This window comes from Ferranicluibacter rubi, from assembly GCF_011603255.1.
Lineage (GTDB): Bacteria > Pseudomonadota > Alphaproteobacteria > Rhizobiales > Rhizobiaceae > Ferranicluibacter > Ferranicluibacter rubi.
The window spans coordinates 217,223-231,227 of record NZ_JAANCM010000004.1 but is presented as its reverse complement, the minus strand read 5'-3'; the positions used below and the strand labels follow the sequence as shown (position 1 = coordinate 231,227).

Annotated in this window: 17 protein-coding genes; 8 read left to right on the top strand and 9 right to left on the bottom strand. The window is 65.5% G+C overall.

Annotation, left to right across the window (positions count from 1 at the left end; translation table 11 throughout):
* Positions 1–59 precede the first annotated feature (59 nt).
* From G8E10_RS10265 to G8E10_RS10255, 3 genes are read left to right on the top strand one after another with little or no spacing between them, the layout of a single operon-like run.
* Positions 60–818 (top strand): heme ABC transporter permease, encoded by a 759-nt coding sequence (locus tag G8E10_RS10265; RefSeq protein ID WP_110801045.1) that lies wholly within the window; start codon positions 60–62, stop codon positions 816–818.
* On the top strand, positions 815–982 hold the full coding sequence (gene ccmD / locus G8E10_RS10260; RefSeq protein WP_132664790.1) for a heme exporter protein CcmD: 168 nt from the start codon (positions 815–817) through the stop codon (positions 980–982). Before G8E10_RS10265 ends, ccmD begins: the two co-directional genes overlap by 4 nt.
* Positions 979–1,575, top strand: coding sequence for a DsbE family thiol:disulfide interchange protein (locus G8E10_RS10255; RefSeq protein WP_132664789.1), 597 nt, complete (start codon positions 979–981; stop codon positions 1,573–1,575). Before ccmD ends, G8E10_RS10255 begins: the two co-directional genes overlap by 4 nt.
* Here G8E10_RS10255 and G8E10_RS10250 read toward each other — a convergent pair.
* From G8E10_RS10250 to G8E10_RS10220, 8 genes are all read right to left on the bottom strand, one after another.
* A complete protein-coding gene (locus G8E10_RS10250) occupies positions 1,572–2,168 on the bottom strand; it encodes a DUF2585 domain-containing protein (protein WP_167128519.1) in 597 nt (198 codons plus the stop codon). The two genes, G8E10_RS10255 and G8E10_RS10250, sit on opposite strands and share 4 nt — an antisense overlap.
* On the bottom strand, positions 2,165–2,836 hold the full coding sequence (locus G8E10_RS10245; RefSeq protein WP_167128516.1) for a septation protein A: 672 nt from the start codon (positions 2,834–2,836) through the stop codon (positions 2,165–2,167). Before G8E10_RS10245 ends, G8E10_RS10250 begins: the two co-directional genes overlap by 4 nt.
* Before the next feature lie 7 nt (positions 2,837–2,843).
* Positions 2,844–3,212: a GFA family protein gene (locus tag G8E10_RS26390; protein WP_486187682.1), complete on the bottom strand. Its 369-nt coding sequence runs from the start codon at positions 3,210–3,212 to the stop codon at positions 2,844–2,846.
* Between the two features lie 5 nt (positions 3,213–3,217).
* Positions 3,218–4,609 carry a signal recognition particle-docking protein FtsY gene (gene ftsY / locus G8E10_RS10240; protein WP_167128513.1) on the bottom strand — a complete coding sequence of 464 codons (1,392 nt, stop codon included), beginning with the start codon at positions 4,607–4,609 and terminating at the stop codon, positions 3,218–3,220.
* 32 nt (positions 4,610–4,641) lie between these two features.
* On the bottom strand, positions 4,642–5,916 hold the full coding sequence (mtaB, locus tag G8E10_RS10235) for a tRNA (N(6)-L-threonylcarbamoyladenosine(37)-C(2))-methylthiotransferase MtaB (protein WP_167128509.1): 1,275 nt from the start codon (positions 5,914–5,916) through the stop codon (positions 4,642–4,644).
* Positions 5,916–6,833, bottom strand: a complete 918-nt coding sequence (gene dapF / locus G8E10_RS10230; RefSeq protein ID WP_167128505.1) for a diaminopimelate epimerase — start codon at positions 6,831–6,833, stop codon at positions 5,916–5,918. The genes mtaB and dapF overlap by 1 nt, the downstream gene beginning before the upstream one ends.
* A 96-nt stretch (positions 6,834–6,929) precedes the next feature.
* Positions 6,930–7,889, bottom strand: coding sequence for an agmatinase (gene speB, locus G8E10_RS10225; protein ID WP_110801037.1), 960 nt, complete (start codon positions 7,887–7,889; stop codon positions 6,930–6,932).
* Positions 7,886–8,974 carry an MBL fold metallo-hydrolase gene (locus G8E10_RS10220; protein WP_167128502.1) on the bottom strand — a complete coding sequence of 363 codons (1,089 nt, stop codon included), beginning with the start codon at positions 8,972–8,974 and terminating at the stop codon, positions 7,886–7,888. Before G8E10_RS10220 ends, speB begins: the two co-directional genes overlap by 4 nt.
* Positions 8,975–9,357: 383 nt before the next feature.
* Between G8E10_RS10220 and ffh the strand changes: the two genes are divergently transcribed.
* The 5 genes from ffh (at position 9,358) to trmD (ending at position 13,045) form a co-directional block, all read left to right on the top strand.
* Positions 9,358–10,932 carry a signal recognition particle protein gene (gene ffh, locus G8E10_RS10215; protein ID WP_132664781.1) on the top strand — a complete coding sequence of 525 codons (1,575 nt, stop codon included), beginning with the start codon at positions 9,358–9,360 and terminating at the stop codon, positions 10,930–10,932.
* Positions 10,933–10,939: 7 nt separating this feature from the next.
* Complete coding sequence (locus G8E10_RS10210) at positions 10,940–11,245, top strand: chorismate mutase (RefSeq protein WP_110801034.1); 306 nt, start codon at positions 10,940–10,942, stop codon at positions 11,243–11,245.
* A 62-nt stretch (positions 11,246–11,307) separates the two neighbouring features.
* Positions 11,308–11,670, top strand: a complete 363-nt coding sequence (rpsP, locus tag G8E10_RS10205) for a 30S ribosomal protein S16 (protein WP_110729859.1) — start codon at positions 11,308–11,310, stop codon at positions 11,668–11,670.
* 107 nt (positions 11,671–11,777) lie between these two features.
* Positions 11,778–12,344 carry a ribosome maturation factor RimM gene (gene rimM, locus G8E10_RS10200; RefSeq protein ID WP_110729860.1) on the top strand — a complete coding sequence of 189 codons (567 nt, stop codon included), beginning with the start codon at positions 11,778–11,780 and terminating at the stop codon, positions 12,342–12,344.
* Between the two features lie 8 nt (positions 12,345–12,352).
* Complete coding sequence (gene trmD / locus G8E10_RS10195; RefSeq protein WP_132712784.1) at positions 12,353–13,045, top strand: tRNA (guanosine(37)-N1)-methyltransferase TrmD; 693 nt, start codon at positions 12,353–12,355, stop codon at positions 13,043–13,045.
* Here the strand turns inward: trmD and G8E10_RS10190 are convergent.
* On the bottom strand, positions 13,027–13,773 hold the full coding sequence (locus G8E10_RS10190) for a sulfite exporter TauE/SafE family protein (RefSeq protein WP_167128499.1): 747 nt from the start codon (positions 13,771–13,773) through the stop codon (positions 13,027–13,029). The two genes, trmD and G8E10_RS10190, sit on opposite strands and share 19 nt — an antisense overlap.
* Positions 13,774–14,005 lie beyond the last annotated feature (232 nt).

The following is a 14,005-nucleotide window of genomic DNA, read 5'->3' as shown; positions in this document are numbered from 1 at the left end:
CCATGCCGGTGGCCGCGACGTTCATTGAAGAGGTCTCGCGAACTTGGTAGAGAGGTCGTATGCGTGAGAGAAGCCTTGCCATTCGCAGCTTTACCGACCTTGCCAATCCGACGCGCTTCGTCGCGCTGGCCGGGCGCCTGCTGCCATGGCTGGCCAGTCTGACGGCGCTGCTTTTTGCGGTCGGCCTGACGCTCTGTTTTACCACCGCGGCCGACTACCAGCAGGGCGAGACGGTGCGGATCATGTATATCCACGTGCCCGCCGCCTGGCTGTCGATGATGGGCTATACGGTCATGGCGGCGTCTGCGCTCGGCACGCTCGTCTGGCGGCATCCGCTGGCCGACGTCGCGGCGAAATGTGCGGCGCCTATTGGCGCCGGTTTCACGGCGCTGGCGCTCGTTACCGGCTCGCTCTGGGGCAAGCCGATGTGGGGAACATGGTGGGTGTGGGATGCGCGGCTCACCTCCGTCTTCATCCTGTTCCTGATGTATCTCGGCCTGATCGCGCTCAACCGCGCCATGGACGATGCCGGCCGGGCGGCGAAGGTCTCGGCGGTGCTGATCCTGGTCGGTTTCGTCAACATCCCGATCATCAAGTTCTCCGTCGACTGGTGGAACACGCTGCACCAGCCGGCAAGCGTGCTGCGCCTTGGTGGCTCGGCGATCGATCCGGAGTTCTTGCGCCCGCTGCTGGTGATGGCGCTCGCCTTCACCTGCCTGTTCTTCACGCTGCATCTAGCCGCGATGCGCACGGAAATCTGGCGGCGGCGCATTGCGGCCATGCGTCGGCAGGCCGCGCGCGGAGCGGCGTCGGCATGAGCGCGCATCTGGCTTATGTCGCCGCCAGCTATGGTGCAGCCCTCGTCGTGGTTGCGAGCCTTATTTGCTGGGTGGTTCTCGACGCACGCGCCCGGCGCCGCGAATTGCAAGCGCTGGAGGAAGCCGGCATTCGCCGCCGCTCGGCCGGCGGAGGTGCTCAGTGAGCGACCTGCCGGAAAACCGCGCGACGACGAAGGGCCGCCTCGCGCTCGCGCTGCTGCCGCTGACCGTCTTTGCCTGCCTTGCCGCCGTGTTCTGGAGCCAGCTCGATTCCGGTCGCGATATCAGCGAAATCCCGTCCGCGCTGATCGGCACGAAGGCGCCCTCTCTCGCTCTGCCGGCGCTCGAAGGCGCGACGCTCAAGGATGCGCCCATGCCCGCGCTGACGGATGCCGCGGTGAAGCGCAAGCTGACGCTCGTCAATGTCTGGGCGTCCTGGTGCGTGCCCTGCCGCGCGGAGAACCCCGTCATTCTTGCCTTGGCGAAAGACCCTCGCTTGCAGGTCGTCGGCATCAACTACAAGGACCAGACGGACAACGCGCTACGCTTCCTCGGCGAACTCGGCAATCCCTTCTCCGCCATCGGCGTCGATCCCCGTGGCCGCGCCGCGATCGACTGGGGCGTCTACGGCATCCCGGAATCCTACCTGGTCGCACCCGACGGCACGATCCTCTACAAGCGCGTCGGCCCCTTCGACGACCGCAGCCTGCGGGAAGGCCTCATGCCGGCGATCGAGAAGGCCTCGGCCGGCTCCTAAAGCGCGCCCTGCCACGCCTTCACCGCGTCCAGCGGCCAGACGAGCATCAGCACGTTGAGGGTCAGGTTGTCGCGGATCAGCCAGCCGGTGAAGAGTTCGAAGACGATGGCGATGACGATCGTCACGGCGACAGGCAGGCGGGCGGCGAGCAGGAAGCCCAGCGCCATGAAGACGGTGTCCATGGCCGAGTTCAGCACGCTGTCGCCGACATAGTTCAGCGACGCGGTCGCGGAGCGATAGCGTTCGATGATGATCGGCGAGTTCTCGAGCAGTTCCCAGCCGGCCTCGATGAGGGTTGCGACGAACAGCCGGGCGGCGAGCGGCTTTCTCGGGAAGAGCCAGGTGGTCAGCGCGTAGAACAGGAAGCCGTGGATGATGTGGGACGGCGTGTACCAGTCGGCGAGGTGCTGGGAATTGCCGGGGCTGTTGACCACGGGCTCGAACAGCTTGACGACGCCGCAGGTGCAGATCGGCGTGCGGCCCATGAAGAGCTCTACGGCCACCTGGAACGCGAGGACGGCGATGCAGGCGCCGATCCACAGGAGCGTGCGGCTGCGGGGTAGGGCTTCTACAGGTGGGGGAACGGCCGTCATGTCTTATCGGATGCGGTTTCGACGGAGTGCCGCAGGATGAGCGGCATCTGTGCCATGGTGAAGAGGATGGTGATCGGCATGGTGCCCCAGACCTTGAACGCCACCCAGAAATCGTCGGCCGCCTGAGCGTCGGGCGCATACCAGATGGCGGCGCCGCGCCAGACGGCTTCGTTGAGGAATGCCAAAAACAGGAAGAAGATGCCCCAGCGCAGCGTCAGCTTGCGCCAGCCGGCCGCATCCAGCTGGAAGGCGGCGTTGAAGACGTGGCCGAGCAGCGACTTGCCGAAGAACAGCCCGCCGAGAAGCACCGCACCGAACAGCGTGTTGACGATGGTCGGCTTCATCTTGATGAAGGTGTCGTTCTGCAGCCAGATCGACAGCGAGCCGAACACCAGGACGACGATGCCCGACACGAAGGGCATGACGGGGAGGTGGCCAAGCACGATCTTCGACACGAGCAGCGAGATCACCGTCGCCGCCATGAAGAGGCCGGTGGCGATGAACAGCGGGCCGCCGAGTTCGGTCAGCACCGGGAAGGTCTCGGCGAGCCACGGTCCGCGCAGATTGGCGAAGAAGAAGATGAGCAGAGGCCCGAGTTCCAGCGCGAGCTTGAGGCCCGGATGGTGACGCTCGGCGGGGGTCGGCGTAGTCGAGGACATGGCATCCATTCTTTCGTTAAAGCGTCGGTCCTGGCGGCATCTCATTGCGGCCATCGTAGCGAACGGTCTCCAGATCGAAGACATCAATGCCGACTATGCATCGCGCGTTCAGTGAAACGCGATCTCCCGGATAGCCGGTCCGCATCATCGCTGTTCCGCAAATGCGGCAGAAATGCTGTCCTTCGTGCAAGCCGCGCCAGGCATAGGTTGACAGTCCGATCCTTTGGCTCGTCAAACTCAATGAGGCCGCAGGTACTTTCCAATGCAGGAAGCCGGTCCGCCCGCAGGTCGAGCAATTGCATTCGACAACGCTCGTCAGCGGCGCATCGCAACTCAGGCGAATTTCACCGCAATGACAGGCAAGCTCTCGCGCAACCCTAGTCATCTCCATTAGTCCGCAATCCCGGCGATCGCCTCGGCAAAATCCTGGGCCTCGAAGGGTTCGAGATCGTCGATTCCCTCGCCGACGCCGATGAAGTAGACCGGCAGCTTGTGCTTGGCGGAGATGGCGACGAGGATGCCGCCGCGTGCCGTGCCGTCGAGCTTGGTCATGATCAACCCGTTGACGCCGGCGACGTTGCGGAAGATCTCGACCTGATTGAGCGCATTCTGCCCGGTGGTCGCGTCCAGCGTCTGCAGCACCGTGTGCGGCGCATCCGGATCGAGCTTGCCGAGCACACGGACGATCTTTTCGAGCTCGGCCATCAGCTCCGTGCGGTTCTGCAGGCGGCCGGCGGTGTCGATGATCAGCACATCGCTCTTCTGCCGGCGGGCTTCCTCGAAGGCCTCGTAGGCCAGGCCCGCGGCGTCGGCGCCGAGCTTCGAAGAGACGATATGGCTGTTCGTCCGGTCTGCCCAGATCTTCAGCTGCTCGATGGCGGCGGCGCGGAAGGTGTCGCCGGCGGCCAGCATGACCTTCAGGCCCGCGCCCGAGAGCTTGGCGGCGAGCTTGCCGATGGTCGTCGTCTTGCCGGTGCCGTTGACGCCGACGACGAGGATGACGTGCGGGCGATGGTTGAGGTCGAGCTGCAGCGGCTTGGCGACGGGCGTGAGAACCTTGGTGATCTCGGCTGCCATGATGCGCGAGACATCCGCACCCGAGACGTCGCGGCCGTAGCGCTCGGAGGCGAGCGTATCGGTGATGCGCAACGCGGTCTCGACGCCGAGGTCGGCCTGGATTAGCAGGTCCTCCAGTTCTTCGAGCGTGGCGTCGTCCAGCTTGCGCTTGGTGAAGAGCGCCGTGATCTGGCCGGTCAGCTGCGAGGAGGTGCGCGACAGGCCGGCGCGCAGGCGCTGGAACCAGGTCAGGCGTTCGCCTTCTGGGGCGGCCTCCGGCTCGGGCGCCGGCCCCGTGGCAAAGCCTGCGGGCAGGGCGGAAATGTCGCGCGGACGGTCGAGATCTGCGGTCGGGCTCTCGCCGGGTGCAAGCTCCGCCTCCGCTTCGAGCAGCGACAGCGGCACTACGCCGAGATCGCCGATATCCTCGACTGCTGGGAGCGGCAGAAGCGGCTCCTCGGTGTCTTGCCCGTCAGTGTCGTCATCGGCCGCCGGGCCGCCGGCCGTGGCGATCTCTTCGGCCAAAACCGGATCCTCGGCAATGGGCAGGGAGTCTTCCGGCGCGGTATCGGAAAGAAGAGACGGTTCGAAAGTGCTGACGTCTTCGGCGACCGGGGCTGCGGTCTCCGCAGGCTTTGCCGCATCCGGCGCGCGCTCGTCCGCCACGGGCGCTTCCGGCGGCACCTGATCGAATGTGAAGACCCTTTTGAGGAAGTCGAACGCCATCTTATATCCTGAAACCTGCGGGGCCGCTCATGTCACGCGGCCTGTCTTTCGGCGGTGTCGATGGAGAGGTTCTTGCCATCGTGGCCCGTGATCGTCGTCGCGACCAGCGAGCGGGGTTCAAGCCCCGGTGTCGCGACGCGGGTGAAATTTTCCGTGTGGCCGGTGCTGTTGCTTTCGACCAGCACGGTCTGCGTGGTGCCGACCATGGAGGTCAGGTGGTCGCGTGCCAAATCCTCTCCGATGGCCCGCAGGCGTGCGGCGCGCTCCCGGATCAGCAGGGGATCGTGCTGCGGCATGCGGGCGGCGGGCGTGCCTTCGCGTGGACTGTAGGGGAACACGTGCAGGCTTGCGATCCCTGCTTCCTGCGCCAGCGTTCCCGCCGCTGCGAACATCTCTTCCGTCTCGGTCGGGAAGCCGGCGATCATGTCGGCGCCGAAGGCGATGCCGGGACGCAGGCGACGGGCCTCGTTCATGAAGGCGAGCGCATCGGCGCGCGAATGCCGTCGCTTCATTCGCTTGAGGATCATGTCGTCGCCATGCTGGAGCGAGAGATGCAGGTGCGGCATAAAGCGCGGCTCGTCGGCGATCAGGTCGATCAGGTGCCGGTCGGCCTCGATGCTGTCGATGGACGAGAGGCGCAGGCGGGCAAGCTCCGGCACCTGCTTCAGGAGGGTCTTGGCCAGCAGTCCGAGCGTCGGCGTGCCGGTCAAGTCGCCGCCATAGCTGGTGGCGTCCACGCCCGTCAGCACGATCTCGCGGTAGCCGTTCTCCACCAGCATGCGGGCCTGATCGACCACGGCGCCCATCGGCACCGAGCGGGAATTGCCGCGACCGTACGGAATGATGCAGAAGGTGCAGCGATGGTCGCAGCCGTTCTGCACCTGCACGAAGGCGCGCACATGACCCTCGATCATCCGCACCATCTGCGGCGCGGTTTCCCGCACGCTCATGATGTCGTTGACGCGCAGCTTTTCCTCGCCGGCAACGCCGAAGTCGGGCAGAGCGCGATAGGCGCTGCTTTCCAGCTTCTCCGCATTGCCGAGGACGGCGTCCACTTCCGGCATCGCGGCAAAGGTGCCGGCCTCGGTCTGGGCGGCGCAGCCAGTGACGATGATGCGGGCATCCGGGTGCTCGCGCCGGGCGCGGCGGATCGCCTTGCGGGCCTGTCGCACGGCCTCGCCGGTCACCGCGCAGGTATTCACCAGCACGGCATTGTTCAGGCCCGCCTTTTCGGCCGCCCCGCGCATCACTTCGGACTCGTAGGTGTTCAGGCGGCAGCCGAAGGTGATGATCTCGACGCCGCTCACTATGCCTGTGCCCCTGTCGCTTGCGCCCCTGTGTCAGGTTCGCGCGTGAAAGCGCCGGTCTCCGGATCGACGCGGCCGGACCATTCCCACGCGGCTGGGCCGGTCATGACGACGTGATCGTCGCTCTCGCGCCAGTCGATGGTGAGCACGCCGGAAGGCACAGCACTTGCAACGGTCACCGCCACCTTGCGGCCCGTGCGTCCCGTGCGGGCGCCGCTGACGGCGGCAGCGCAAGCCGCCGAGCCGCAGGCGAGCGTCAGCCCGGCGCCGCGTTCCCAGGTGCGGGTGGTCATGCCACTCTGCGATGTCACTTGAGCAAGCGTGATATTGGCGCGCTCGGGAAACATCGGGTGATTTTCGAGCAGCGGGCCGAAGCGCGCGAGATCGTAGGACATGACATCACGATCCACCCAGAAGATCGCATGCGGATTGCCCATCGACATGGCGGAGGGCGAATGCAGCACAGGATCGTCGATCGGGCCGATCTGCAGCTCTATGCGGCTCGTGTCGTGGAAGTCTTCGGCCAGAGGAATGCGGTTCCAGTCGAACACCGGCTTGCCCATGTCGACCGAGATCGTGCCGTCGGCATGTTCCTCGGCATTGAGGACGCCCGCGACCGTTTGGAATGTAAAGGTCTTGCGGCCGGTTTCCGCCGCCAGCGCCTGCACCACGCAGCGCGTGCCATTGCCGCAGGCCTGCGCCTTGGTGCCGTCGGAATTCAGGATGTCGATCCAGGCATCGGTTCCCGAGGCCTTCGGATCATGGATCGCCATGATCTGGTCGAAGCGGGTCTGCGGATCGGCATTGAGCGCGATGGCCGCCGCAGGGGTGACAGCATCGCTCCGGCCGCGCATGTCCACGACCAGAATGGCGTTGCCGAGCCCGTTCATCCTTGCGAATTCGACCGTCCTGTCCATGCCTGCCCATACCCTTGCGCAAAGGTCCTGCGAAAGGGCGTATATGGCGGAAAATACGCGGGATTACCAGAGGCCGGGATCAATGGAGGGTTGCCGTCACCGGCGCGCGGCGACACCCTCCGCGATCACGCAGAGCAGCTCGAACAGGATGGTTGCGCCGGCCAGCGCCGTCATGCCCGCGACGTCGAAGGGCGGAGCGACCTCCACGACATCGGCTGCGACGATCCGCACGCCGGAGAGTTCCCGCACCAGCGCCTGTGCCTCGCGGGTGGTGAAGCCGCCGATCTCGGGCGTTCCCGTGCCCGGCGCCATGGAGGGGTCGATGCAGTCGATGTCGAAGCTGACATAGGTCGGCCCATCACCGGCAATCGCGCGGGCTTCCGCCATCACATCGGCGATGCCGCGGCGGGTGCATTCCTCCATGTAGATGACGCGGATGCCTTGCGCGCGCGCCCAGTCGTGCTCGTCGGTCGCGTAGATCGAGCCGCGAATGCCGATCTGCACCGTGCGTTTCGGATCGAGCAGCCCTTCCTCGATGGCGCGGCGGAACGGCGTGCCGTGGGTATAGGGGTTGCCGCCGAAATAGGTGTCGTTTGTGTCGGAATGGGCGTCGAAATGGATCATGCCGACCGGGCCGCCTGCGGCCACCGCGCGCATGACTGGCAGCGTCGTGAGGTGATCGCCGCCGACGGATAGTGGGATCGCGCCGGCTTCCACGATGGCGCGCATGCCGGCCTCGATCCGCTTCAGCCCGTCGAGAAGATCGATCGGATTGACGCTGATGTCGCCGACATCGGCGATATTCGCGATGCTGAACGGCTCGGTGAGCGTGACATGATGGACGCGCCGCATCATGCTCGACTGGTTGCGGACCTCGCGCGGCCCGTGTCGGGCGCCGGCGCGATTGGTGGTGCCACCATCCCAGGGGATGCCGACAAGCGCGATATCGAGGCCGGTTGCGTCCTGAACGGCGGGCAGCCGCATGAACGTGGAGTGACCGGCAAAGCGCGGGACTTCGACGGCATCTACCGGCTGGTGGAAGGTGCTGTTGGTCATGCGGGGTTCCTTTCCGGGGGCACGTCGAAGACTTCGCCGGCATGGAGCGGGCGAACGCGGGCGGGATCGACATCGTGTTTTGCAAGGGCGGCAGTCAGCGCCTTTTCCGGCGCATCCATCGCCTCGTCGGTCAGCTGGATGGTCGCGAAGTGATGACCGACGGCGTAGGCGGCGTTCGCAAGACGCATGCCTTCGATCGCCTCGTCCGGGTTCTGGTGCTGGCCCTTCATGAACCAGCGCGGCTCATAGGCGCCGATCGGCAGGATGGCGAGGCGGAAGCTGCCATAGGTTTTGCCCGCCGCACGATAGTTGATGCCGTCGTGAAAGCCGGTGTCGCCGATATGGTAGATCCGGCCGGCCGGCGTCGAGATGACGAAGGCAGCCCAGAGCGCCTTTCGCCGGTCGCCGAGCCCGCGCGCCGACCAGTGATGCGCCGGCTCGCAGTGGATCGAGATGCCGTCCTTGATATCGAGGGCGTCGCCCCAGTCCATGAGCGCGATCTTCGCCTCCGGCGCCACCTTGCGGATGGCAACGTCGTTGCCGAGCGGCGTGACGAAGGTGGGCTTGTGGCCCGCCTCGAGGCGCGCGATCGTCGGCTGGTCGAGATGGTCGTAATGATTGTGGCTGATCAGCACGACATCGATGCGGGGAAGATCCTCGAGGCGGATACCGGGCGGCGAGACGCGGCGCGGACCGGCAAAGGAGACGGGGCTTGCGCGTTCCGACCAGACGGGATCAGTGAGGATGTTGAGGCCGGCCACCTGGATCAGCATGGAGGCGTGGCCGACCATGGTGACGCGCAGGTTCTGCCCGGTGACCGACGCTTCCGGCTTTATCACGGTCGCGCGGGGATCGGGCGTCTTGGGCCAGGTCGCCTGCTGGCCGTTGAACCGCCAGCGCAGGAGGTCGCCAAAGCCGTTGGGCTCGACGCCGCCGGGATTGAAGAAGCGGGTGCCGTCGAAATGATCGCTGACGGGGCCTCTATAGTAGCGGTTCGCGGCCATGCTGCTCCTTGCGGTGAAGCCGCCGGACAAGACGGCGACAGCGCCGGCCAGCGACCATTTGAAGAACGTGCGGCGTTTCATTCCATATCCTCGTGCCCTATCCGCATGAACGAGCGGTCGTCTTTGGCAGCCGTCGGTGCCCGACGTGATAGGTGATGATGGCGGCTTTTTCGTTCCGGCGCCATCGGAAAGCAGCACCGTGCCTGTGCGGATCGGCTGGCCCAAAGCGGCGCGATGGCGGCAAGCCTTGACTTTCCGGGCTGTTTGCTGTTTACCGCGCTCCATCTGCGACGAGACACGACTCCGAGCCGCCGACCGGGACCCTTTCAAGGTATAAACGTTCCCGGAGGTCAACACCCGACAGCGCGATGCGCCCTCGGGTGCCGTTCGGCTTTGCGTCTTGTTTGAAAACGACCCGGAACCCACGTTTGCGGCACATGCTTGCAAACGAAAAGGAAGAGCCGATGTTTGAAAGCCTCCAGGACCGCCTTGGTTCGATCCTCAACGGATTGACAGGACGCGGTGCGCTGTCGGAAGCCGATGTCGCGGCTGCCCTGCGCGAGGTTCGCCGTGCGCTGCTGGAAGCCGACGTGGCGCTCGAAGTCGTGCGGTCCTTCACCGACCGCGTGCGCGAAAAGGCTGTCGGCGCGAACGTTCTGAAATCGATCAAGCCCGGGCAGATGGTCGTCAAGATCGTCCATGACGAGTTGGTCGAGATGCTGGGCGCCACCGGCGTCTCCATCGATCTCAATGCGCCCGCCCCCGTCGTCATCATGATGGTCGGCCTCCAGGGCTCGGGCAAGACCACGACCTCGGGCAAGATCGCCCACCGACTGAACACGCGCGACAAGAAGAAGGTCCTGATGGCCTCGCTCGACACGCGCCGGCCGGCAGCCCAGGAGCAGCTGCGCCAGCTCGGTGTCCAGGCGGGCATCGACACGCTGCCGGTCATCGCCGGGCAGTCGCCGACCGATATTGCCGCGCGCGCCGTGCAGGCGGCGAAGCTCGGTGGTCATGACGTCGTCATCCTCGACACCGCCGGCCGTACGCATATCGACGAGCCGCTGATGATGGAGATGGCCGAGATCAAGCGGCGCTCGAACCCGCATGAAATCCTGCTGGTCGCCGATGCGCTGACCGGTCAGGACGCCGTCAATCTCGCGCGCAACTTCGACGAACGCGTCGGTATCACCGGCCTCGTGCTGACCCGCATGGATGGCGACGGCCGTGGCGGTGCGGCGCTTTCCATGCGCGCCGTCACCGGCAAGCCGATCAAGCTGATCGGCGTCGGCGAGAAGATGTCGGAGCTCGACGAGTTCCATCCGCGCCGCGTTGCCGACCGTATCCTCGGCATGGGTGACATCGTTTCGCTGGTCGAAAAGGCCGCCGAGAATATCGATGCCGAGAAGGCTGCGGCCATGGCCGCCAAGATGAAGTCGGGCAAGTTCGACCTCAACGATCTCGCCGACCAGCTTTCCCAGATGCAGAAGATGGGCGGCATGGGCGGCATCATGGGCATGATGCCCGGCATGTCCGGTATGAAGGACAAGATGGCGGCGGCCGGTCTCGACGATCGCATGTTCAAGCGCCAGATGGCCATCATCTCGTCCATGACCAAGGCCGAGCGCGCCAATCCCGATCTTCTCAAGCATTCCCGCAAGAAGCGCATCGCGAGCGGCTCCGGTACGGATGCCTCCGACATCAACAAGCTGCTCAAGATGCACCGTCAGATGGCCGACATGATGAAGGCCATGGGCGGCAAGAAGGGCGGCGGCATGATGAAGCAGATGATGGGCGGCCTTGCCGGCAAGATGGGTCTTGGTGGCATGGCCGGGGGAATGGGTGGCGGAATGGGCGGCATGCCCGACCTGTCGAGCCTCGACCCCAAGCAGCTGGAAGCCCTGCAGAAGCAGGCGGAAGCGGCCGGCCTCGGCAAGGGCATGCCTGGAGGTATGGGCGGTCTCCCCGGCATGGGCGGGAAGCTGCCCGGCCTCGGCGGCGGCTTCCCGGGCCTTCCCGGCCTGCCGAAGAAGAAGTGAGGCCCGCATGAGCATCGACCCTTCCATCCGCGAAGAGCTTTCCGGCTACCGCCAGTCGATCGACAATATCGATGCGGCGCTGGTGCATATGCTGGCCGAGCGCTTCCGCTGTACGAAGGCCGTGGGCGTTCTCAAAGCCCTCCACGATTTGCCGCCGGCCGACCCGGCGCGCGAAGAATACCAGATCGAACGCCTGCGCCGCCTGGCAAAGGACGCTCATCTGGATCCGGATTTCGCCGAGACGTTCCTGAACTTCATCATCAAGGAAGTTATCCGGCATCACGAAGACATCGCCGCCGATCTGAAGGATTGACGGTCTCTCCATACCCCCTCAGGCCGCATCCGCGGCACGCCAACATTCAAGGAGTTATTGACATGGCACTGAAAATTCGTCTCGCCCGCGGCGGTTCCAAGAAGCGTCCGTTCTACCAGGTCGTCATCGCCGACGCCCGTTCGCCCCGCGACGGCCGCTTCCTCGAAAAGGTCGGTTCCTGGAACCCGATGCTTGCCAAGGACGATGCCAAGCGCGTCGAACTGAACAACGAGCGCATCCAGCATTGGCTCGACCACGGCGCCCTGCCGACGGACCGCGTCCTGCGCTTCCTCAGCGAAGCCGGCATCGTCACGCGCGAAGCCCGCAGCAACCCGACCAAGGGCAAGCCCGGCAAGAAGGCGACCGAGCGCGCCGCCGAAGCCAAGCAGAAGGCCGACGACGCCGCTGCCGCTGCTGCCGAGTAATCGACCCTTTACGCATCTTCGGGAACGGGCGGCATTTTCATGCCGCCCGTTTTCGTTTATGGGGTCGCCCAATCTTTCCGACGAATGATCTCAAGAACGGTTCTTCCATGAGCAAGCTGAAAAACCCCGTCCTGATGGGCACGATCGGTGGCGCGCAAGGGTTGCGCGGCGAAGTCCGCGTGAAAAGCTTTGCCGAGGAGCCGACGGCGCTTGGCGATTACGGCCATCTTCACAGCGAGGACGGGCGCGTCTTCGAGGTGCTGGAACTGCGCGAGAGCAAGAACGTCGTGGTCGTCCGCTTCCGCGGCATCAACGACCGAACGGCGGCCGAGGCGCTGAACGGGCTGGACCTGTTCATCGAGCGGGAAAACCTGCCGGACGACGATCTCGACGAGGACGAATTCTTCTATGCCGATCTCGAAGGCCTGGAGGCGAAGGACGCCGAGGGCAAGAGCTACGGCGTCGTCACCGGCGTGTTCGATTTCGGTGCCGGCGACCTGCTGGAGCTGAAAGGCCCCGGCCGCCGCCCGGTTCTCATTCCCTTTTCCGAGTTCTCGGTGCTCGAAATCGATCTCGAAGGCGGCACGATGCTGGTCGATCCGGTGGCGGCCGGTCTCGTCGACGACAAGGACGACCCGGCCGGGCCGTTCGATCCCGACACCTCCGGCGAATGAGCGCCGCCATGGCGTTCCGGGCCACCATCCTCACGCTCTATCCGGAGATGTTTCCGGGGCATCTCGGCCATTCGCTGGCCGGCAGAGCGCTGGAGCGTGGGCAATGGTCGCTCGACGCCGTGCAGATCCGCGACTTTGCCGAGGACAAGCACCGCACGGTGGACGACACGCCGGCCGGCGGCGGGGCGGGCATGGTGCTGCGGGCGGACATTCTCGGGCGCGCCATCGACCATGTTTCGGGTGACGACGAACGGCCACGGCTGCTGATGAGCCCGCGGGGACGGCCGCTGAGCCAAGCGCGGGTGCGCGAGATCGCGGCAGGTCCGGGGGCGGTGATCGTCTGCGGCCGGTTCGAGGGCGTCGATCAGCGGATCATCGATGCGCGTGCGCTGGAGGAGGTCTCCATCGGCGACTACATTCTCTCGGGCGGGGAGCCAGCGGCGCTGACACTGCTCGATGCCGTCGTGCGCATCCTGCCGGGCGTCATGGGCAATGCGCTTTCGGGCGTGCATGAGAGTTTCGAGGGCGGGCTTCTGGAGCATCCGCACTATACGCGGCCGCAGGTGTTCGAGGAACGGGAGATCCCCGCCGTGCTGACCTCCGGCAATCACAGCGCCATCGAGCGCTGGCGGCGGGCGGAGGCCGAGCGGCTGACGCGCGAGCGCCGGCCCGATCTGCTGTCTCAGCCCGTCACGAAATAATAAAAGGCAAGCAGTAGGCCAACCGCGACGACGAAGGCGCGGATGACGGCCTGCGGAATACGCCGGGCAAGCCAGACGCCGCTGTAGCCGCCTAGCGCCCCGCCCGGGATCATCACCGCAGCCTCCAGCCAGGAGACGACCCCGCCGAAGGTGAAGACCACCACGGCGATGGCGGCGATGACGACGGCCAGTAGGTTCTTGAGCGCATTGATCCGGTGATAGCCGCCGCCGGCCGTCAGTCCCAGCACGGCCAGCATCATGATGCCCATGCCGGCCCCGAAGAAGCCGCCATAGACCGAGGTCGCGAACTGTCCGAGAAGGCCGAGGACACCGAGCGGCGCACCCGCCTCCCGCGATTTCGGGCGAAGCAGCGGTCCGGCCGCAAAGATCGCCGTTGCGCCGAGGAGCAGCCACGGCACGAGCGAGCGGAACGACGGATTGGACAGCATCAGGAGGATGCCCGCACCGATGAGGCCGCCGACGGCCGAGAGAAGCCCGAGCATGACCGCCATCCGCCGGTCGGCCATCAGCTCGCGGCGATAGGCGAGCGCCGAAGTGATGTAGCCGGGAAACTGGACGATGGACGATGTCGCATTAGCGACGATCGGCGGAAGGCCGGCCAGCGTCATCGCGCCGAAGGTGAGAAACGTGCCGCCACCGGCCACCGCATTGACGGCGCTCGACAGGAAGCCGGCGAGAAAGAGAAGAACGGCGGTTGTGACGGGCATCGGCGACTCATCGAGAAAGGGCGGCTTTTCGTGGTATAGCGCCTGCGCATAAACACAAGGACGGACATCCGCTTCGAAGACCTCTGGCATGTCGTGGCGATGTTGCATCTTGCGAATCCAGAGACACACGCCTTCTTCGCTTCGAAAGCCCAGATGCTTCCGTCAGAATCCCTCGGGTGGAGGGGTGACAAATCGGTGCTCCCGGTGTATAGGCCGCACCGGCTCGGGTTCC